22 protein-coding genes are annotated in these 20,659 nt (G+C 58.1%); 17 read left to right on the forward strand and 5 right to left on the reverse strand.

What is annotated here, in order from left to right; genetic code table 11:
* Nucleotides 1–251 precede the first annotated feature (251 nt).
* Genes ACLKMW_RS12285 through ACLKMW_RS12295 form a run of 3 tightly spaced genes read left to right on the forward strand, consistent with a single transcriptional unit; the run spans nt 252 to nt 3,869 of the window.
* Entirely contained in the window at nt 252–1,442 is a 1,191-nt protein-coding gene (locus ACLKMW_RS12285) for an ABC-three component system protein (protein ID WP_415724747.1), read from the forward strand.
* On the forward strand, nt 1,426–1,938 hold the full coding sequence (locus ACLKMW_RS12290; RefSeq protein WP_415724748.1) for a three component ABC system middle component: 513 nt from the start codon (nt 1,426–1,428) through the stop codon (nt 1,936–1,938). Before ACLKMW_RS12285 ends, ACLKMW_RS12290 begins: the two co-directional genes overlap by 17 nt.
* Nucleotides 1,935–3,869, forward strand: a complete 1,935-nt coding sequence (locus tag ACLKMW_RS12295) for a DUF3732 domain-containing protein (protein ID WP_415724749.1) — start codon at nt 1,935–1,937, stop codon at nt 3,867–3,869. The genes ACLKMW_RS12290 and ACLKMW_RS12295 overlap by 4 nt, the downstream gene beginning before the upstream one ends.
* Nucleotides 3,870–4,363: 494 nt before the next feature.
* Here ACLKMW_RS12295 and ACLKMW_RS12300 read toward each other — a convergent pair whose 3' ends face one another.
* Entirely contained in the window at nt 4,364–4,651 is a 288-nt protein-coding gene (locus ACLKMW_RS12300) for a MarR family transcriptional regulator (RefSeq protein WP_237684365.1), read from the reverse strand.
* A 155-nt stretch (nt 4,652–4,806) separates the two neighbouring features.
* Between ACLKMW_RS12300 and ACLKMW_RS12305 the strand changes: the two genes are divergently transcribed.
* From ACLKMW_RS12305 to virB11, 13 genes are read left to right on the forward strand one after another with little or no spacing between them, the layout of a single operon-like run.
* Nucleotides 4,807–5,325, forward strand: a complete 519-nt coding sequence (locus tag ACLKMW_RS12305; RefSeq protein ID WP_415724750.1) for a hypothetical protein — start codon at nt 4,807–4,809, stop codon at nt 5,323–5,325.
* A gap of 3 nt (nt 5,326–5,328) precedes the next feature.
* Nucleotides 5,329–5,997: a lytic transglycosylase domain-containing protein gene (locus tag ACLKMW_RS12310; protein WP_415724751.1), complete on the forward strand. Its 669-nt coding sequence runs from the start codon at nt 5,329–5,331 to the stop codon at nt 5,995–5,997.
* 7 nt (nt 5,998–6,004) lie between these two features.
* Nucleotides 6,005–6,304: a TrbC/VirB2 family protein gene (locus tag ACLKMW_RS12315; protein ID WP_292768146.1), complete on the forward strand. Its 300-nt coding sequence runs from the start codon at nt 6,005–6,007 to the stop codon at nt 6,302–6,304.
* A gap of 3 nt (nt 6,305–6,307) precedes the next feature.
* Entirely contained in the window at nt 6,308–6,646 is a 339-nt protein-coding gene (locus ACLKMW_RS12320; protein ID WP_415724752.1) for a VirB3 family type IV secretion system protein, read from the forward strand.
* Nucleotides 6,639–9,020: a VirB4 family type IV secretion/conjugal transfer ATPase gene (locus ACLKMW_RS12325; RefSeq protein ID WP_458575172.1), complete on the forward strand. Its 2,382-nt coding sequence runs from the start codon at nt 6,639–6,641 to the stop codon at nt 9,018–9,020. The genes ACLKMW_RS12320 and ACLKMW_RS12325 overlap by 8 nt, the downstream gene beginning before the upstream one ends.
* Nucleotides 9,020–9,718 carry a P-type DNA transfer protein VirB5 gene (gene virB5, locus ACLKMW_RS12330; protein ID WP_415724754.1) on the forward strand — a complete coding sequence of 233 codons (699 nt, stop codon included), beginning with the start codon at nt 9,020–9,022 and terminating at the stop codon, nt 9,716–9,718. The genes ACLKMW_RS12325 and virB5 overlap by 1 nt, the downstream gene beginning before the upstream one ends.
* Nucleotides 9,715–9,951 (forward strand): EexN family lipoprotein, encoded by a 237-nt coding sequence (locus ACLKMW_RS12335; RefSeq protein ID WP_415724755.1) that lies wholly within the window; start codon nt 9,715–9,717, stop codon nt 9,949–9,951. Before virB5 ends, ACLKMW_RS12335 begins: the two co-directional genes overlap by 4 nt.
* A 4-nt stretch (nt 9,952–9,955) precedes the next feature.
* Nucleotides 9,956–10,852, forward strand: coding sequence for a TrbL/VirB6 family protein (locus ACLKMW_RS12340; protein WP_415724756.1), 897 nt, complete (start codon nt 9,956–9,958; stop codon nt 10,850–10,852).
* A 51-nt stretch (nt 10,853–10,903) separates the two neighbouring features.
* Nucleotides 10,904–11,173, forward strand: coding sequence for a type IV secretion system protein VirB7 (locus tag ACLKMW_RS12345; protein ID WP_415724757.1), 270 nt, complete (start codon nt 10,904–10,906; stop codon nt 11,171–11,173).
* Nucleotides 11,174–11,178: 5 nt separating this feature from the next.
* Nucleotides 11,179–11,850: a VirB8 family type IV secretion system protein gene (locus ACLKMW_RS12350; RefSeq protein ID WP_415724758.1), complete on the forward strand. Its 672-nt coding sequence runs from the start codon at nt 11,179–11,181 to the stop codon at nt 11,848–11,850.
* On the forward strand, nt 11,847–12,704 hold the full coding sequence (virB9, locus tag ACLKMW_RS12355) for a P-type conjugative transfer protein VirB9 (protein ID WP_415724759.1): 858 nt from the start codon (nt 11,847–11,849) through the stop codon (nt 12,702–12,704). Before ACLKMW_RS12350 ends, virB9 begins: the two co-directional genes overlap by 4 nt.
* A 10-nt stretch (nt 12,705–12,714) precedes the next feature.
* Nucleotides 12,715–13,887 (forward strand): type IV secretion system protein VirB10, encoded by a 1,173-nt coding sequence (gene virB10 / locus ACLKMW_RS12360; RefSeq protein ID WP_415724760.1) that lies wholly within the window; start codon nt 12,715–12,717, stop codon nt 13,885–13,887.
* Between the two features lie 8 nt (nt 13,888–13,895).
* On the forward strand, nt 13,896–14,948 hold the full coding sequence (gene virB11, locus ACLKMW_RS12365) for a P-type DNA transfer ATPase VirB11 (RefSeq protein WP_415724761.1): 1,053 nt from the start codon (nt 13,896–13,898) through the stop codon (nt 14,946–14,948).
* A gap of 187 nt (nt 14,949–15,135) precedes the next feature.
* Here virB11 and ACLKMW_RS12370 read toward each other — a convergent pair whose 3' ends face one another.
* Entirely contained in the window at nt 15,136–16,143 is a 1,008-nt protein-coding gene (locus ACLKMW_RS12370; RefSeq protein WP_415724762.1) for an alpha/beta hydrolase family protein, read from the reverse strand.
* A complete protein-coding gene (locus ACLKMW_RS12375) occupies nt 16,133–17,746 on the reverse strand; it encodes an RcgA family putative transporter (RefSeq protein ID WP_415724763.1) in 1,614 nt (537 codons plus the stop codon). The genes ACLKMW_RS12370 and ACLKMW_RS12375 overlap by 11 nt, the downstream gene beginning before the upstream one ends.
* A 431-nt stretch (nt 17,747–18,177) precedes the next feature.
* Between ACLKMW_RS12375 and ACLKMW_RS12380 the strand changes: the two genes are divergently transcribed.
* Nucleotides 18,178–18,558, forward strand: a complete 381-nt coding sequence (locus ACLKMW_RS12380) for a hypothetical protein (RefSeq protein ID WP_415724764.1) — start codon at nt 18,178–18,180, stop codon at nt 18,556–18,558.
* Between the two features lie 51 nt (nt 18,559–18,609).
* Here the strand turns inward: ACLKMW_RS12380 and ACLKMW_RS12385 are convergent, their stop codons facing one another.
* Nucleotides 18,610–20,376 (reverse strand): zeta toxin family protein, encoded by a 1,767-nt coding sequence (locus ACLKMW_RS12385; protein ID WP_415724765.1) that lies wholly within the window; start codon nt 20,374–20,376, stop codon nt 18,610–18,612.
* Between the two features lie 3 nt (nt 20,377–20,379).
* Nucleotides 20,380–20,649 carry a hypothetical protein gene (locus tag ACLKMW_RS12390; protein WP_415724766.1) on the reverse strand — a complete coding sequence of 90 codons (270 nt, stop codon included), beginning with the start codon at nt 20,647–20,649 and terminating at the stop codon, nt 20,380–20,382.
* Nucleotides 20,650–20,659: the final 10 nt, after the last annotated feature.

Consider the following 20,659-nt stretch of genomic DNA (forward strand, 5'->3'; position numbering starts at 1 on the left):
TCGTATCTCTGGACCGGTTACCAGATCCCTTGTCTTGATCTTGACCAGATCGCAGCCGCGCAGCTCCTCGGCCTTGATTGGCCCAGAGAATAACGGAATGGAGCCGGCTGCAGCGGGGCCGATTGCCGATCGACTGCTACTGGGACGGACACCATTACAAGCGGACAGAAAGCCGATTAAATTTGACACTTTGGAGATTGATTGCTCCAGTATGTATCCGACGGCATGACAACAACTCTGGGTGAATTCCTTTGCAAGTATCTAATCAATACAACGCATCCGGATCCCTGGCTGGATATCTTTTTCAGTGCAGGTTGGCTTTGCTTCTTGCGATCCGAGAAATGAAGGTCAAACCGAATTGTCATATCTCGATTGAGAAATTCGACGACATAGCGTTCCATGAACAAGATTTGGCGCATTGCGTCGTCCAGGCCAAGCATCATATAGGTCCGAAGGACGTCACCGATAACAGTGTCGATGTCTGGAAAACCCTTCGCATCTGGATTTCACAACTAAAGGCAGGCTTCTTCTCGAATGCCGATACACGACGGTTTCTGATTACGACCGCGACGGCACCTGACGATGGAGGCCTCGCCATGCTACGCGCCGGCTGCGGACCTGCGGAGCGTCAAATAGCAAGGGAGCGGCTGGTGACGGCCGCGCGTGCATCAACCAATAAGACATCGGAGGCGGGCCGTAGCGACTTCCTAGCCTTAACCGACGAAGAAGCCGACGTATTGCTCGCTACAATTACCGTGCTGGATGGCGCGCCAGATCTGCACAATGTTCTCGACGAGGTCGAAGGCGAGCTTCGCATCCTGTCGGCCAGTTCCGCCGACAAAGTCGCGCAATCGCTCGAAGGCTGGTGGTTTGGCGCAGTTGCGAAACGCCTCGTTGGCTTCGAGACATCCGATATTCCGGTCCAGCACATAGCAATCAAGGCACAGGAGTTCGCCGCACTGTACGGACCGGTCGGCCTTCCTGTGAGCGATCCCAGCGAGTTCGGTGAGCGGCCCTACTCGATCGAGGACGAAGACGAGACCTACGTCAAGCAGATGCGTCTAATCCAGCTGTCGGAGACGGCGATAAAACGTGGAATTCAGGACTTCTATCGGTCGAACACGCAGCGATCAAAATGGGCGAGAGAAAACCTGCTCCTCGATGGCGACGTCGCGCGATATGAGGCAAAGCTCCAGGATTCCTGGGAGCGCAAATTCGAGGAAGAGTGTGGCGAAGCCCATACGGCCGATGATGCTTCGAAGAACGCAATGGGGCGAAAAGTCTTTTATTGGGCAAGCCAGCAGCAGATCGAATTCCGCAATGTGATCGAGACGTGGATCACTGCGGGATCATTCCATGGATTGGCTGACCGGGTGAAGGTGGGATGGCATCCGAATTACATAGATCATCTTTCGGTCGGAACTGATGATGCCGCGGCTTGATATCTGGGCCCGGCGCCCTCCTGAGGAAGCAAATCTCTTTGGCCCCTCCTTTCTCTGTGCGCTTTCGCACGAATTTCTGCGCGACTTCATCAAGGACGGCCGCGATGGGACTTCGCTCTTCCTGCTGGTTATCGCGCTATCGACTGTCTTGCATCGAAGCAGCCGGGAGCGGCTGCCTTATTCGACGGTCACGTCACTCTATGCCTGGGTGCAGGATAACGAGGATCTCCTTATCGGATTTGCGTCGAGAGCTCAGAATCTGACGCCCTATTTGAAGGAGGCCGTGCTGTTCGGGCTGGCGACAAAGACGGTCATCATCAATGAAGCGGGCAACCTTCGACCCGGAAAGCACCGTGCAACCTTTCCAAAGTCGTTCTTGGACGACACCACTACGGAAACCAAAGAAATCATAGATAGATCGAAGTTCATGGGTAGATGGCTTGCAAAATCTGGATCTGAGACATCAGTGGCAGCGGCGTTGGGAGTACGCCCATGAGTTTCATCATCAAGGCAATCGTCGTCTACAGCCACGCGGGTGAACAGCAGATCTTGCCGTTTCGTGAAACCGGCCTGAATATCATCACGGGCAAATCCAAGACCGGAAAATCGGCGATCATTGATATTGTCGACTACTGCCTTGGTCGCGGCAGCTACAATGTCGCCGAGGGAACGATCCGCAAGAAGGTGTCATGGTTCAGTCTGCACATTGCAAAGGACGAGGACGAGGTATTCATCGCTCGTGATAATCCAGGCCCGGGTGCCAGCACGGGCTCCAAGGTGTTTTTCCGCCGCGGTAGGGACCTCACTTATCCCTCCCTCGAAGAGATCACAAAAAACACCACCGAGGAAAGCCTTAAGGAATTCGTGACGCGCTTTGCGGGGATCCAGGAGAACGAGCACCGACCGACTTCAGGCACACGCCCGCCACTGGAAGCTGATATCGGGCACGCGCTTTTCCTTTGCTTCCAGAAACAGAACACCATCGCCAGCCAGGACCAGCTCTTCCACCGGATGAACGAGCAGTTCCTGCCTCAAGCAATGAAGGACACCCTTCCTTACTTCCTTGGTGCCGTCGATGAGGATCACTTCCGACATTTCGGGGAGTTGGATGAACTGCAAAAGAAGCTGCGGCTTCTGGAAGCTCAACAGGCCAAGCATGTGCAGGCAGTCGACGTCAGCCGGTCACGTTTGACGAGAATTCTCAACGAGGGAAAGAAGGTCGGGCTAATCCGCCAAGACTATCAGGCAGTGGACGACAGTGTTTTCGCCTTTCTTGCAAGGATCGGGGAGAGCGCTATCGATCAACCTGACCTCATATCCGATTTTGGCGAGACCATTGCTCGCCTCCGCGATGAGCAGAGTACATTACAGGGACGTCTGGGAGACCTCAATCAGGACGTTCGAGCCGCTCGCGCATTCTTCTCCGACCAGACCGAATATTCCCGCGAGGTCAACGAACAGCGATCCCGCCTGAAGAGCATCGAGCTTTTCAAGAACGACATTGAATCGCCGGAACAATGCCCCTTCTGCGATTCACATCTGGAGTCCCCCATTCCACGCGTTACGCAGGTCCGGGACTCGTTGCGGCGGGTCAGCATCCAGCTTGATGGCCTCTATCGCGACAATCCCCATATCCAAAGGCATATTGTGGATCTCGAAAGCAAGATTGTCGAAGCGACTGACAATCTGAAGCTGGTTCAGAGGGAACTGCAGCGCGCTGTTCTCGATGATGAGGCTGCGAAGGCCCGTCAGGATCTAATCGTCTCGCGCGGCCGCTTTCTTGGTCGGCTTGCGGAATTTCTTGAATCGATGGCGCCGGATCGGGATGACATGGAGCTTTCAGTGGAGATCGAGCAGGTCAAGGGCCTGATTGCTGCTGTCCGTTCCCGCATCAACAGTGACGATATAGAATCGCGATTGCAGACGATCCTGAGCTTCATCAGCCAGAAGATGACGGACTATTCCGAGCTGCTCGATCTGGAACATAGTGGCAGCTCGTTGCGATTGGACGTCAAGAAGCTCACGGTGGTTGCTAATACTGTCGATGGACCGATCCCGCTCAACCGTATGGGAAGTGGCGAAAACTGGGTGGGCTATCACGTGCTCAGCCACCTCGCGATCCACTGGTGGCTACGCGAACGGGACCGTCCCGTGCCTGGCTTTCTCATTTTCGATCAGCCTACACAAGCGTACTATCCGCCGGATATCGCGGAAGGCGGACTCGAGCAGATTGAAAAGGATGCCGATCGAGCAGCTGTGAAAGCCTTGTTCAAGTTGATGGCTCACGCGAGCCAGCAGATCAGCCCTGCCTTCCAACTGATAGTTCTCGATCATGCCCATCTCACCGATGACTGGTTCGAAGACGCAATCGTAACCGAATGGCGGGGAGATAAAGCGCTCGTGCCATACCATTGGCCGGAGCGATAGTAGATGAACGGCGGGCCCTACGAGGCCCGAACCAATAAGCTTCCGTACGATATAGTTTGAGAACCGAGAGTAGGTGACAAATGGCAGTTTTGAGCAACGCGCAAACTCAACCCGAGAAAGACCGGAATGAGGGCGCGTTGCCGCCGAAGTGCGGCGGTAACTGAACGACCGCTTTCCCAGCTTGGCCGGACAGAAGCCGCCAGGCAGGAAACCACCCCGTTGCAGCCATTTGGACAGTGCCAATAGCGCTGACAATCAGTACCAGATAGCGATCAAAGTCACAGAACCGGTCCTGGAAGCGTTCCGCGACGGTTCCGTTTTTGCCGTATAGCTTCTCCATCACACGGTTTGTCTACGCGAAACGAATCAGTCTGCCGTGAGAGCAGGTGAGTCGCATCGCGAAGTATGCTTGCGCCTTTAGGCGCAATCAATACTGTGCGTTTTTGCCATGTAATGGAAGGCTTTTTCGACAGCGGACGATGCCGCAGTGTCGATCAGGCGCCGTAAACACCCTGAAGTTTTTCGAAGATTTCCGGAGCGATCTCATACTGGCGGGCCTTGCCGCGGCCGATCGAGGTCCGGCCCCAGGACTCCTTCAAAAGCCCGCGCACGACCAGCGGATCAATAGCTTCCTGCGCAGCCTTCCTTGTCATTCCAGTCACTTCCGTGACATTCGTGATCGTCAGAGCCGTGTCAGCCTTCTGCAAGGTATAGAGAAGATTCATCATGCCAAGCTGACGAAGACGCGAATTGGGCGTCTCGTCGGGCAGGGGCTTTGACATGATCTCATGCGTGGCCAAGGTCGCGAAAACCGTGTTGTGCCAGCGTTGGTTTAATGGGCTTGGCATCTCTTTATCTATTCGTTATCGTGTAGTATGACAAGGTGGTTTAGCCTCACGGACGGCTGGCCAATGGAGCGACCGACGGGAGTATTGGCATGAAAAATGCGGTCATTCGGGCACTTTCTGCCTTTTTACTCTGCGTTCCATTGTACACCTTTTCGTCCTCCATTGCGCGGGCAGATGACTGGGGTTGCCAGGTTCTCCTATGCCTCTCAAATCCCGGCGGCGCAACGCAGTACGCCGAGTGCCGCCCGCCGATTGAGCGGCTGTGGTCGCATCTGGCGAAAGGCCGATCCTTCCCGATTTGCAGCGGCGTTGGCTTCTCTGCGACGATGCCCCGTTACGAACCGTACTATTGCGATGCAGGGTTCCGGCTGGTCACCCGCTCGGGAGATCGCCGGAATGAAGTCGGCTGCGTCTCCACCGAGCCCAAAGTCGTTAGCAGCGCCATGTGCAGCTATCGTGACAATGGAGGAGCCACGGGCCACTGGCATTTCGAAGACGGCAAGCGGGTCTGCAAGGCACTGGTTACCCAACGTCCCCATGTGCGCGAACAGCCGAGATATGTCGACGTCACCATCGACGGCGCGGGCCGCCAGCGCGTGTGGTTCTAACCAATGCCAGTGGCGTTTCTCGATCTTGCCCAAAATTGTGCGCCGCAGGTCGCCACGGAAACAATCGCCGCTGTCGTGAGCGTCGAGAGCGGATTCCAGCCATTTGCGATCCGCATCAACACAGATCATCCGCTCACCGAGCAGCCCAAAACCAGAGCCGAGGCAATCGAGACCGCGACGATGCTGATCGCGGAGGGCCACGATATCGACCTGGGACTTGGTGGGATCAATTCCGGCGATCTGGGACGGCTGGGAATCTCGGTCAGCGACACATTCGATTTCTGCCTGAATATCAAGGCCAGCGCAGCGCTGCTTGAGGGTTACTACCGCGTAGCCCTCCAAGGCGGCGCGACGACGGGACAGGCGGAAGCCGTCATGCTGCGGAGCTATTTCGGCAATGGTGATGCCTCCGTCGGCGAAATGGTGGGCTACGACAAAAAGGTGCTGGCCGAGCGCGCGCGACTGTCCGACCAACTCGAAAGCATCGAGATCGTCGAGACCCAGGCGCTGCCGGCGCGCGAAAGGGCAGGGGAGCCTTCTGCCGCCACAGTCGAGAGCGGTCCGGCCGAAAAGGACCAGCAGCGGTCGCAGGCCTCAGTGCCGCGATGGGATGTCTACAACGCGGGGCGGCAATCCTCCGTCCTCGTCTTTTCCAACGAGCAAAAGGAGTAATGAGCCCATGAACCTATCGGCTCGCATAAGGCCGTTCGCGACGACCGCGACGATGGCGGCGGTATTTTCACTGACCTTGGTTGAGCCGAGCTTCGCGCAAGCGGGCGGCATCGAAAGCGTGCTGCAGAATATCGTCAACATGCTCACCGGCAATGTCGCGAGACTGCTGGCCATCATCGCCGTGATCATCGTCGGCATCGCATGGATGTTCGGTTATCTCGACCTGCGCAAGGCGGCCTTTGTCGTGCTCGGCATCGGAATCATCTTCGGCGCGACCGAGATCGTCAACATGATCTCAGGAGGCTAATGCGTGTCCGAGCGGATTACCCTTGAGGAAGACACGCTGTTTCTCGCCTGCACCAGGCCGGCGATGATCGGCGGCGTGACGATGGAGGCGATGGGGATCAATATGATCTTCACGACGATCCTCTTCATCGTCGCGGGATCGGTGGCCTACGCCCTTGTTGGCTTGGTGTTCCACGTCATCTTCAAGGCCATCGTCAAGCACGACCACAACATGTTCCGCGTGCTGCTCGGCTGGATCGAGACACGCGGAAGAACGCGTAACAGCGGATTCTGGGGCGGATCGAGCCTCACCCCGTTGAAGGTCGTCCGGCGCTATGACGAAAGGGACCTCGGCTTTGCCTAGTACCGCGACCGTCAGGAGCCGCGAGCTCGAACCCGAGACCTTCATCCCGTACGTTCGCCACATCGATGAACGGGTGATCGCGCTCGATTCCCGTGCCTTGATGGTGGTGATCGCGCTCGAAGGCGTGTCCTTCGAGACAGCTGACACGCTCGACCTCAACGCGCTCCATCGCGATCTAAACACGCTTTACCGCAACATCGCCGATGAGCGGCTGGCGCTGTGGACGCATATCATCCGGCGCCGCGACAACGAGTACCCCGATGGCGAATTCTCCAACGCTTTCTCGCGAACGCTGAACGACAAATACCGCAACCGGATGATCGGCGAGGACTTGTTCCGCAACGATCTCTATCTCAGCCTCGTCTGGCACCCGGGCAGGGATCCGGCCGAGCGTGTGGCGGCGTTCCTGTCGAAACTGCGTAGGGCGCGGCGGCGTGGGATCGAGCTTAATGAGGATGCCCTCAAGCATCTCGACGACGCCATCGTCGACGTTGCAGCCGGCCTGAAGCGGTTCGGCCCGCGCGTGCTCGCCCTGCAGGAACGCGAGGGGCTGATCTTCTCTGAGCCGAGCGAAATGCTGCACCAACTGGTGGGCGGCCGCCGTGAGCCAGTGCCGCTGACCGAGGGCCGTGTTTCATCCGCAATTTATTCCGATCGGGCTATTGTAGGCCGCGAGACGGTCGAGATCCGCCACGAAGGATCGAGCCGCTATGCCGGCATGTTCGGCTTCAAGGAATATCCAGCCCGTACACGGCCTGGAATGTTTGATGGATTGCTGACCGTCCCCTATGAGCTGATCCTGACCCAGAGCTTCTCCTTCCTGTCGAAGTCCGACGCGAAGACCGTGATGGGTCGCAAACAGAACCAGATGGTCAGCGCCGGCGACAAGGCCGGATCGCAGCTTGAGGAACTCGACGATGCGCTGGACGATCTGGAATCCAACCGGTTCGTGCTGGGCGATCATCACCTGACCCTCACGGTCTTCGCCGACTCGGTGAAGGAACTGACGGACAATCTGGCCAAGAGCCGGACCCATCTGACCAATGGCGGCGCCGTCGTCGCCCGCGAGGACCTCGGGCTGGAAGCGGCCTGGTGGGCGCAGCTTCCCGGCAACTTCCGCTATCGCGTCCGCTCCGGCGCGATCACCTCGAAGAATTTCGCGGCCTTTTCACCTTTTCATTCCTATCCGGTCGGACAGCGCGACGGTAACGAATGGGGACCGGCAGTCGCCATGCTGAAGACGGCGTCGGGATCACCGCTCTACTTCAACCTGCACTATGGCGATCTCGGCAACACCTTCATCGGCGGGCCGTCCGGCTCGGGCAAGACGGTGCTTCTCAACTTCATCCTGTCGCAGGGCGAGAAATTCGACGCCCATATCGTCTTTTTTGACAAGGATCGCGGCGCAGACCTCTTTGTACGCGCGGCCGGCGGAACCTATCTGCCGCTCAAGAATGGTCGGCCGACCGGCTGCGCTCCGCTTAAGGGCATGGAACTGACGCCAGAGAACAAGGTCTTCCTGGCGCAATGGGTGACAAAGCTCGTCGGCTCGAAAACCCGCGAACTCTCCGTCGCGGAGACCCGCGACATCGCCAATGCCATCGATGGGCTCGCCGACTTGCCGGTGGAGCGGCGCACGATCGGCGCGCTGCGGACCTTCCTCAACAATACCGATCCTGAGGGGATTGCCTCGCGGCTGCGCCGCTGGGAGAGGGGAGGGCCGCTCGGTTGGGTGTTCGACAACGTCATCGAGGACGTTGGCCTCGGCGACTTTGGTGTCGGTGGCAAGTTCGTCGGCTATGACATGACCGACTTCCTCGACAATGAGGAAATCCGCACGCCGCTGATGGCCTATCTCTTCCACCGCGTTGAGCAGTTGATCGACGGCCGCCGCATCATCATCGTCATCGATGAGTTCTGGAAGGCGCTTGCCGACGAGGGGTTTCGCGATCTGGCCCAAAACAAGCTCAAGACGATCCGCAAGCAGAATGGGCTCATGCTGTTCGCCACGCAAAGTCCGCGCGACGCGATCAATTCGCCGATCGCGCACACCATCATCGAGCAATGCCCGACACAGGTGTTCATGCCAAACTCGCGCGGCAGTCGCGCCGACTATGTCGACGGCTTCAAACTCACCGAGCGGGAATATGAGCTGATCGCCCGCGAGCTCTCCAATGAGAGCCGCCGCTTCATCGTCAAGCAGGGCCACAACAGCGTCGTCGCCGAACTCAATCTCGGCGGCTTCGATGACGAACTCGCCGTGCTGTCCGGGCGCACCGCCAATGTCGAACTTGCCGACACGATCCGGGCAGAGACCGGCGACGATCCGGAAGCATGGCTTCCCCTCTTCCAGCAGCAAAGGAGTGCAGGCTGATGCGTATGCGCGATTCGTTGATGGCCGCCGTCGCCATCCTTGCCCTGTCGGCCAGCGGCGCCGGCGCGCAAGGGATTCCCGTAATCGACCAAACCGCGATCCTGAAGCACATCGAGAGCATCACTCAGCTCAAGTCGCAGCTCGATGCGCTCAATCAGCAGATCACGCAAGCGGAGCAATTGTTCGGATCGCTCAACAAGCTGACGAATATGGCCGATGTCGCCTCGCTTCTGAACCGGCCGGAAATCCGCAAGGCCTTGCCGCAGGACTTTGCGGCAATAGAAAGCCTGCTCAGCGGCAACGGTTCGGGTGTGTTCGGCGATTCCGCATCGAAGTTCCTCGCAAGCAATTCGACCTATCAGTCCTCGGCTAATGATTTTTACGCTCAGGAACTGGCGCGCGTCCAGAACCGCAATGCCGGCCAGATGAGCCTTGGCCAGCAGATTTACGATGCTGCCACAAAGCGCATCGACGGGATCGATCAGTTGCGCCAGCAGATATCCTCGGCCAGCGACGCCAAGGATATCGCCGATCTCCAGGCCCGCATTCAGGCCGAAAGCGCCTTCCTGCAAACCGATCTCTTGCGCATGCAGGGACTGCAGATGGTCCAGCAGGCGCAGGCCCAGGTCGAGGATCAGCGCAAGGCGGAAGACTGGCGCAAGCGGATCGATACGATGAACACGGCGCTGTCGCAATGAAGCGTATCGCGGCTCTCGTCATGATGGCATTGCTGGCGGCGTGTTCGGAACCGCCGCCGGCTTCGGTCATCACCGTCAGCGAGTTTCTCGCCGACGAGAACCTGCGCGCTGATCATATCGGAAAATGCCGCGAGAACCCCGGCGAGCTGGGGCAGACGCCCAATTGCCGCAATGCCGAAGAGGCAGAGGGCAAGGCCCGGCTCGAGCGCATGAACAGGGCGCTGGGGGGATAGCGCCATGTACACCGTCTTCGACTTTCTCGATCGCCAGTTCACGACGCCGCTCCAGAACTTCATCAGTTCCGGTACGAGCGGGATCAGCGCGTGGGTGACGGGGCCGTTGACGGCGGCGCTGACGCTCTACGTGATCCTGTACGGATTTCTGATTCTGCGCGGATCGGTCCAGGAACCGATCATGGAGTTCGCCTTCCGGGCGATAAAGCTCGCCATCATCCTGATGCTGGTCAGGAATGCCGGCGAATACCAGACCTATGTGACCAACATCTTCTTCGAGACGCTGCCGCGGGAAGTCTCGGAGGCTCTGAACACCGGCGGCGCCCCAAGCGCCACGACCTTCGACAGCCTGCTCGACAAGGGTCAGAAGTCCGCCAACGATATCTGGGCGCAGGCGTCCTGGCCGGTCGATCCGCTGACCGGGTTTGCGGGTCTCGTGGTGATCGTTGTGACGTTCATTGTCGCCTCGATCGGATACGTCGTGTCGCTCTACGCACGCGTTGCGCTTGCAATCATTCTCGCGATCGGCCCGATCTTCATCGCGCTGGCCATGTTCCAGTCGACGCGGCGCTTCACCGAGGCATGGATCGGGCAGCTCGCCAACTTCGTCATTCTGCAGGTTCTGGTCGTCGCGGTCGGCTCGCTGCTGGTCACCAGCTTTGCGACAATGTTCACCACCGTCGAGGCTTACAGCGACGTACTTATGCGGCCGATCGCTGTCGGCGCCATCGGTCTGGCCTCCCTCTACGTCTTTTACCAACTGCCGGGCATCGCCTCGGCGCTGGCGAGTGGGGGCGCCTCGCTCACTTATGGCTTTGCGGCCGGTCGGGATGCCCATCAAAGCACCGTCACGAGAACGATCGGTTGGGGTTGGCGCAGGTTGACCGGCAGAGGAGCCTGACACCATCACCATGAGGGGTATTCCAGGGTGCATATAGTTCGAGTTGTAACAATGATGGGGCTGCTTGCCGCCGTTTCCGGCTGCGCGACGCTAAGTTACCCGCTGCCCAAATGCGACGGCTATGCGAAGCGGCCGCTCAATCGTTCGATGTGGGATTGGGATGCTGGCAAAGCACAGGGAACCCAACAGCAATCCTCGGTCGCTGATAGCAACGGGAGCGCATTGGCATTCGCCGAGCAGTCAGCCGAGCCAGATGTCACGATCGCGACCTTCGCCGGGTTCGACGAAGCCGGTTCTCATGCTGCTTGCCGGGCAGGGTAGGGGGCATGGTGACTACGGACAGTCTCAAGGATTATTTCGATAAGGCGCGCCGCTTCGACCAGGACCGGATGGTCTCGGCCGAGCGCTCGAAGCGGATCGCCTGGTTCGTCGCTATCGTCGCCAGCGTGCTGGCCTGCGTCTCGGTCGCCGCCGTGGTCGCACTGACGCCGCTCAAGACGGTCGAGCCCTTCGTCATCCGCGTCGACAATTCGACCGGCATCGTCGACGTGGTGTCGGCCATGACGTCGGCTGCCGGCAGCTATGACGAGGAAGTCACCAAATACTTTGCCGCGCGCTACGTCCGGGCGCGCGAAGGCTATGTCTGGTCGGAGGCGGAGGAAAATTTCCGCACCGCCTCGCTGATGTCGAACGCGGCTGAGCAGCAGCGCTTTGCAGCCGTGTATCGAGGCGGCAATCCGGAATCGCCGCAGAACGTCTATGGCCGATCCGCAACGTCCCGCATCGGGATCAAGTCGATCTCGCTCATCAACAGCAATGTCGTTTCAGTCCGCTATACGCGGACAATCACGCGCGGCGAGGATATCCGCACAACCCATTGGGTGGCAACGATCACCTATTCCTATGCCAATGCCCCAATATCCTCCAGCGACCGGTTGGTGAACCCCCTTGGGTTCGTGGTGAGCGAGTACCGGGCCGATCCGGAGGCCTTGAATTGAAAAATCGATCTCTTCTCGCGGCGGTCGTCGTCGCGGCACTAACAATGCACCCTGCTCAGGCCCTTGAGATTCCGGCGAGCGCGCAGCAGGACAATCGCGTGCGATTCGTCAATTACCAACCCTACAACATCACGCGGATCGTCGGCACGATCCGCTCGTCGGTCCAGGTGGAATTCGCGCCTGACGAAGAAATCGCCCATGTGGCGCTCGGCAATACCGTTGCCTGGGAAGTCGCGCCGGCCGGCCACATCCTGTTCCTCAAACCCCGTGAGAACCAGCCGGCCACCAACATCTCCGTGGTGACGACACGGCGAGACGGTTCCAAGCGCAGCTATCAGATGGAACTGGTCGTGCGCGACGGTTCGGTCGATGCCGGGCAGAACACCTATTTCTATGTGAAGTACCGTTATCCCGCCGATGAAGCTGAGCGACGACGCCTTGAGGAGGAAGCGCGCAAGCGTGCGGCCGAGGCCGGCTATGCCGACCAGGTCCTCGGCATCCATGAGCAATACGGCCCACGCAATTGGCGCTATTCGGCGCAAGGCTCTGCTGCGATCGAACCGCAGGCGGTCTATGACAACGGCAAGGTGACGACCTTTGCCTTCAGCGGCAATCAGGAAATGCCGGCGATCTATATCGAGAATTCCGACGGAACGGAAAGCCTGGTGCCGAAGACGGTACAGGGCGATCTCGTGCTCGTTCACGCGATCAGCCGCAAGTTCGTCCTGCGGCGCGGCTCCGACACACTCTGCATTTTCAACGAGGCCTACTCGCCAGTCGGCGTTGATCCTGGAACCAACACTACCTCGCCCTCGGTCGAGCGGGTGGTCAAGGTTCCGGCCGCCGGACAGTAAGGGAGCCGCCATGACAGACACGTCAGAAACAACGATCCCCGGGGAACGCGCACAAACCACAACGGCGCGCAAAGTCGACAACAATCCCTTGCTCAAGCGCGGGGCGGTCGTGCTGGCGGTTGTCGCCTTCATGGGTTTCGCCATGTGGTCCATACGGCAGGGGCCGAAAGAGGACGTCGAGCAGCCCGGATCAGGGGTGATCCGCCAGACGACGGAGTTCGAACCGGCCCGGGCCGAACCCGAACCCGTGGTGCTGCCCGTACCGGAGATCAAGCTACCGACCCCGGCCGTCGAGACGGCGGTGACACCCGCCGTCGATGAGCTGCTTGACGCGGCAAGAAGGGCGCCAGTGATGGCATTTGGTGGCGGACAATCCGGCAACAACGCAAGGCCTTCCAACACGGCCGAGACGACGACGGATCCGAACTTCCTTCCGGTCGATGGCCTCCTGGGCGGAGGAGGACAGGGGGAGAACGAGGATCAGCGCTTCAGCCGGATGCTTAAGCCAACCGTCTTGGTAGGATCGAAGGCGGGACATCTGGGCAACCGCAACTTCATTGTCGCGATGGGGACCTCGATCCCCTGCGCGCTTGAAACGGCACTGTCGTCGGATCAACCGGGGTTCACAAGCTGTGTGATTACCCGCGACGTTCTCTCCGACAATGGCCGCGTCGTGCTGATGGAGAAAGGCACTCAGGTCGTTGGCGAATATCGCGGTGGCCTGCGCCGCGGCCAAAGCCGGCTGTTTGTGCTCTGGAACCGTGCCAAGACACCCACAGGTGTCATCATCACATTGGTGTCGCCGGCGACCGATGCGATCGGCCGCGCTGGCTTTGACGGCTATGTCAACACGCACTGGTGGGAGCGCTTCGGCAGCGCTCTGCTTTTGTCGGTGGTCGGCGATGTCGCCACCTATGCCGGTCAGGAATTGCAGCGCAGCGATGTGCAGGCGCAAGGTACGACAAGTGCGGGCAAGGACGCTGCCGCAATCGCCGTCGAGCAGTCGATCAATATTCCCCCGACGTTGATGAAGCATCAGGGCTCGCTCGTTTCGATCTTCGTCGCGCGCGATCTCGATTTCTCAAGCATTTACGGCCTACGGGTAACCGAGCCCCGTAACACGATCTACGACCGCGCCGTGATGGGCGATTTCTATCCAAAATCCGATTTGGTCACGAAATAGGGCAGGGGATGACGGAAAATTCTGATGCCAGCGTCGTCCGCCAATTGCTTCTCCCTCTCGATCAGTTCCTGAAGGACAAGAGCCTCTATGAGGTTGTCATCAATCGCCCAGGAGAAGTGCTGACAGAAGGAACCGCCGGCTGGCAGCGTCACAAACTACCGGACCTGTCATTTGACAAGCTGATGCGGCTGGCGCGGGCGGTGGCAAGCTTCTCCAATCAGGGCATCGATGAGACCCGCCCGCTTCTGTCCGCCACCCTTCCGGATGACGAACGCATCCAGATCGTGATCCCGCCAGCGACGACACGGGACACCGTTTCCATCACAATCCGCAAGCCCTCATCCGTTTCGCTGTCTACGGCTGATCTGGAGGCGGGCGGCTTGTTCGAGAATGTCGTTGCGAGCACCGATCAGAAGTCTCGCGAGGATCCGCTGTTGGCGAGCTACCGCAGTGGACAGTATCGCGCCTTTCTCGAAGGTGCGGTTCTTGCCCGCAAGAACATCATCATCTCCGGCGCCACGGGCTCCGGCAAGACCACGATCTCGAAGGCCCTGATCCAGCACATTCCGCAGGACGAACGGCTGATCAGCATCGAGGACACGCCTGAGCTCACGATCCCGCAGCCGAACCATGTCCGCCTGTTCTATTCGAAAGGCGGGCAGGGCTTGGCAAAGCTCGGCGCGAAGGATCTGCTTGAATCATGCCTGCGCATGCGGCCTGATCGGGTCCTGCTGCAGGAGCTGCGGGATGGCACTGCGTTCTACTACATCCGAAACATCAATTCCGGGCACCCCGGCTCGATCACAACTGTGCATGCGGATTCACCGAGCCTGGCGTTCGAGCAGTTGACACTTCTGGTCAAGGAGTCCGAGGGCGGACAGGACCTCGACCGCGACGATATTCGCAACCTGCTCAAAATTTCGATCGACGTGATCGTCCAGTGTAAAAGGGTTGGCGGCAGGTTCCGCGTGACGGAAGTCTACTACGCAGATCATGCGCATACTGTACCCACCCGTCAGGTAGACGCGCTTCGCAAGAAAACGCCTGCAGCCGCTCTATGAGTCCGCTCTATCTTTGAACTAGAGCGCAGGGACGCGGGCGTACAATGAACCGCCCCTAATCAGCATGGCTTCTTGGAGAGAACCGATTAGTGACACGGGGGGCAGACCCCAGCAAAGTGCTGCGTAGTGGAAGGTCGGCGATGCGTCGCTTCTCAGGCATGCCGATTCAGCTGACGACAGAAACCACTCAACGGCCGCGCCTTAGTAACCGCTTCAAGCTCAAACCGGCCAACAAAATGTAAGGCGGCATGGCGAGCGAATAGTGACCACAGTTTACTTCCAAAATATTTGGCCTAGCCCCGGCGTCCTTCAGCCTCTGCATGAACCTCTCCGATAGCTCTGGCAACACCACTTTGTCTCTCTTAGCCAACACAACGTGAAGATCGAGATCAGGCCGTGCCAAACTATGTGCGTAATTCTCCAAATTAAGTGGACCCCAGGCCCTTCTGAGATCGGTCAGCTCAATCTCAGGCTCAAGGCTATCGCGTATCGATCGTGTCGCGCGGCCCGTCCAAACCATATCGGCCAGACTTCCCGCCGTCAGAAATAACGAGGCTTTTGACACAGCCAAGTCGTGTGCGGCGACTATGGCCGCAACCCAGGAACCCAAGCTCATTCCGAGAACCGAAATCTCTCGATAGCCTTTGCTTTTCAACCAACGTATGAGTTTTCGCCCATCCAACACTGCCTGCCTAACAGATTGGATCGTTCGACCGAGATTAGGGCTAAGCATATAGTCGGCGTGCGCGGAGCCGGGACGGCTGCGTTCGAAGTGATAAGGCATAGCAATCTCGACAACCGCGATGCCACGGCGCGCGAAAAAGTTAGCAATCTGACGATTCCGGGCGCTTGCATTCCAATGGTGAAAAATCACCATCGCCTGATCGAACGACCCGCTTTCTGTGATTTTCGCCGAGACGACATTGTTCTGTTCGATATCAGTAGAAATGTCCGATGGAAATTTGAGCCACCCATCTAGCCTTTCAAAACCCTGATCACTCACACTCGGCTCATCGAAAAAGGCTGGATCCGCCACGGCCTGGTCCGCAAGGGCACAGAATTCCTCGATACTTGTTATCTTCTTCGCACCTGGAAAGGCGCGTTCCGGATCAAGGACGAAATCCGTTGGTTTCTTCCCTTCCTCGCCGCGTCGCGCCCGCCGCTCATCCCAACGATCAAGCCAACTATGATACACTCTGATTGTTTCCTAACTTACTCACTCGCCATCGCCCCAACCCTGGATCAAACAGGCCGTATACTGCGAGCAGCACTCCAACGCCCAGAAGGATCGAAAAGCCAGCAGATGCATCGATCAACAAGTAGCCAGCGACGAGTACCGCTATAACTGCCGACATCCTCCACATAGGCATACAAAACCGGCGATCGACACCTAAACGGATGGAGCCATACAGAAATACAACACAGGTCGAAATAACGATAAGAAGGCTGCTGTAATGCGTCGGCATTCTATAGATAAATCTATTGCTCTCGTTACCACGTTCATACAAAGCCGATGACATGTCGCCGATCAACCATGATACAATATTCTTTCCATTCGACGCCAGGTAAGAGCTTTGAAGCTTCATGACAATGGCGATCAGAATGCCCAAAACAGTACACCGGAAAACCCACCGCATCACCTTGACGCTGGCTTCATTTAACTCGCTTTGGTAATCCACCTCCGGCTGGCCTTTCGATGCTTCACCAATTCTCCAAAGATCATCGACGACCGTATGCAGCAACATTAGACCTACGAAAAATAGATAAAAGCACAGGCACATATAAAGATAAGCGAGCCCCGTGAATACGACCGCTACTGGCACCGATATGACCTCCGGGCGTACAATCGCTAACGATCCCCAATCCGTCGCATAGTTGCCACCACCTTTGATCAACGGGATCAATGACACGCCGATCCACTGAAAAAGACCGGCGAACATCACACAAATCAAAAAAACCGCCCAATATGAATACGAAGAAGCCTCGACGTTGCGCGCCCAAGCATCGTCGCTTTCCATCTTGTCGCCATGCGCTACAAGCTTTGGGCGGCCTTCATCTTTCCAAAAGGTCACTAGCTCGGTCACGAAGGCAAAAAACAGTGGCAAAAATAGCATGAACACGAATGTCCAATTCGCTGCCCAAAGAAACCCAACCTGCTTGACGACGCCATCCGCCCGGCCATATGTCACGTTGTGAATCCCCGTCATATACGACAAAAACCCAAGAGCGGTGACACCCGAAAACACCGACGCCGGTAAATTCAGGGGAGATCCGTGACTAAAAAACGTCTCCGATTTCCTCGCCAAACTAAAACGCCGCCTCGGCCCCTTGGCGTCATTATCCCTTGCCAGCTCTGCCGGGGACTCTGACCCATCATCGAAGGTCGCAGTCCGTGTCATATCTGGAACTGCCAGCGCAACGCCGCTTCCCGCTCTCTTCCATTCTCGTCTCTTGGCCGTTAACCGCGATTGCGCCGCACTAAGCTCCATCTGCCATTCGCTAGTTGCCACGGGATCATCGCAGCCAAAAACCCTCGCCAGCCAACGAATGTTGGCAGCGCTAATTCCCTTCTCGTTCTCTTGAAACCAAAGCTGCACCGTTCGCAGATCAACCCCAATCCGGTTGGAATCAATCTGTGAAATCGCCTCTGCAAGAAGCTCGGGCGTCCAGGGGCCTGCAGGAAACCCGTCTTTGCCCGAGGGCCGACCCGCACCCGCAGCCGCCAATCGTTTGAATAATCCTTTGAAATCACTCCCGTCTCTCGGCGGAGGGAGAAATAACTTTCCGTTCCTAAACAATGACTTATAGGCTCTGGTTTCGTTCCGCTTCGCTAGGCTTCGTATCCTATCGTGCCTTCGTCCTCAATCAACGTATTTATCAGCTCGATTTTGGCCGCACGGGAGAGGATCGAATGACCGGCGACCCGCTGGAGAGGCTGAACACGGTTGTTGCGTGGGAGATGTTTCGCAAACCGCCGGCCAAGGCACTGAACTTCCAAGCGAAAAAATCAACAAAAGCAGGCGATTAGGGGGGCGCCCATAACCCCGATGGTTTCCGGATTGAACCAGTCGGCGCTTCGAAACGTCAAAAAGATCGCCCGTTCGGTGTTCGTTCGGTCTTATCGTTGCTGAGCCTCCTCTCTACGTGATGCCCTCATGAGGGCGCGGGCAAGACCTCGCATCGGAATTGGCAGACAGATACCGATGCTATCAACCGAAGGAAGTATAACATGCGGCTCATATGCGAAGCAAAGTTAAGACTAGCAAACGCCCCCTACGCAATTGAACACGCGATCAAAGACCTGACGATTCATTGTCGGTCCATCTCCCAAAATAATGGGCAATATGAGCTCGACTTCGAGGCAGCAACTGCAGCAATCCGCGCGCATGAGGAAGGTTTGTTGATCCGTGTCGAGGCAGAGGAGACTGTCATTTCTGATGGCACAAAAATGCTAATTGCAAGCCAGATTAGCTCCCATGCCATCAATATGCCTATGAATGTCTTATGGGTTGATGCGTCAGAGGAGCCGTTTGCAACTATCTTAGCTCCCGAAAAACTAGAGACACGTGAAAATAAGCAGGCAAATTCAACCAAGCGCTATCGTTGCTAGCTGCCTGCTATAGATCAGTCGACCAATCCTGCTGATGGCATTGAGCTGAAGCTATCTCTTAATCGAGATTGCAGCATTACGGCCGCGTTCCAATTGCTGTCGATGCTGCTGGGTCTGACCATGCACCGCCTGAATCTGAGACTGGACGCGTGCGAGCGCGATGGCGCGTTCGGGGGAGATGGCCAGGTTCTTCGAGAACCGGTCGATGTTTCCTGACGTCAACGCATTTCGGTCTGCGGGAGTCAGCCGCCGATTGATCGACGTCACGATGCCATCAAGTTCCCGTCGCAACTGCGGAGCGGCGTGCAACCTGCTGGCCTGCCCGTGAGCCGGGGCCTGCAGAATCGCCGTCAAACCCTCAGATGGCGCTCGGATTTCCTGACGCTGGCGATGCTGTTCCTCACGATGCTTGGTTTCGATCTGATACCGCTCAAAATCCACCGTGCGACCATAGTCTTCCATGGCAGCGGCGAGCTGTGGCAGATGCGCTTTCGCGGTCTGGCGTTCAGGGCTTTCGGCGCGCAGGAACCCGCTACCTTCACCAGCCATTGGCCCAAACCTTCCAGTCCGGATATCCTGGCCCGTGACGGAGCCCGCCATGGCTCCATCGATGCCCTCGACCGTCGCGGATGTGGCTGCGGCATTTCCATAAACGAGTCGCGATAGCCGCTCGATTTCCGAACGCTTTTCCTCCAGCCGTGTGGATTGCCGCAGCTTGATCCCTATCTCGGCCTCGCTCAGATCAGGCAAGTCGCGTCCGGGAATGAGGACCTCTCCCGGTCGAACATGGCGGTCCGGATTCTCCTCACCCCTATCCCCGATACCGGGGCGGGCGAATGAGTTTTCACCATCGACCGAAATGATCGAGCTTCGGTCGATGCCGATCCTCTGTTTGACCACCCGGGCGGTCTTCATGGCATCATCGTCATCTGACCGGCGGCGCTCCGCCAGGAACCAGGCGAGATCATCGCGTGAGTGGGTCTTCACTTCATCGATCAGCGCCGCGTTGGCGCTGCGAGCCTCCATACGGGCGATTACCCTGGTCCAGACATTTGCGAAGCCGTCAATTTCCTCACGGGATAATGGACGGCTGCGCGTCTCCTCAAGTACCTGGCGCGCCGTGGCGGCCGTCAACCATTGTCCGTTAGATAGAGTATTGTCATAGACCACTTCGCCATTGGGTCGTTGGATCACGACACGATCGGCGAGCTTGCGACGCTCGACGCGCTCCAGGCTTTCGGCGAGACCGGTGACGGCGGCATCATGGACAGCGCGCGGTGGGATCCGCGCGGCCGCTCCGGCATGATGCATTTCCTCAAAACGGTAGTGGCAGCCCTGCCAGCTGACACGAGGACTGACAGCCAGCACCCGCGCCTCGACGCGATAGCCGGCCGATCTTCCGGCCGTCATGACCTTCTCGACATTGTCTGGGGTCCGCATCGTAGTCTCGAACATCACATGGACACCACGTTCGGTGGCAGCAGTGAGCAGCTTTTCGCTCCAGATGCCGGCATCCACCTGGGTGAAGCGCGATGCAGTTGCCGGATCGGCTTTTTGGTGCGCGACAAAACCGGGATGGTAGGATCGCAGATCATCCCCGACGATGCGGATGGCGGGGCCCGTTTGCTCCAGCTCCGTGTGGCTCGCGGTCAGCACGGCAGTTTTGCCGGAGCCAGGCTGGCCGCCGAGCACGATCAGGGTCGGCGGCCGATCCGCCGTTCCTATATCGTCGGGGAGATAGTCGGGCAGGATCTCCGTGCGGAAGATGTGTTCGTTCTGGGCCTCTGACAGGCGGCTGATGACAGCTTCGTCTGCCATCGGTCAGAGCTCCTGCCAGAACAAGGCAGCGTCTTTGACCCGTGGCCCCCATTCCGCGATCACGGCTTCGATCTGCTCGGGATCGCCGACACGGATGCGGTTCTGCACCGTAAGCAGTTCACGCCGTTTTGCGCGCAGCGCCTCGGCGCCGACCGCGTCGTTCGCCTCGATGGCGGCGACGCGTTCCGATACCAGCCCACGCGCCTGATTCATGATCTCGATGGCGAGCTCGGCCCGCACGATCGCCTCGAGAGTTGTCGGCTGTCCGGCCATTATGTTTCCT

Origin of the sequence: Borborobacter xinjiangensis (genome assembly GCF_047739745.1) — a bacterium.
Taxonomy (GTDB): domain Bacteria; phylum Pseudomonadota; class Alphaproteobacteria; order Rhizobiales; family Rhizobiaceae; genus Pseudaminobacter.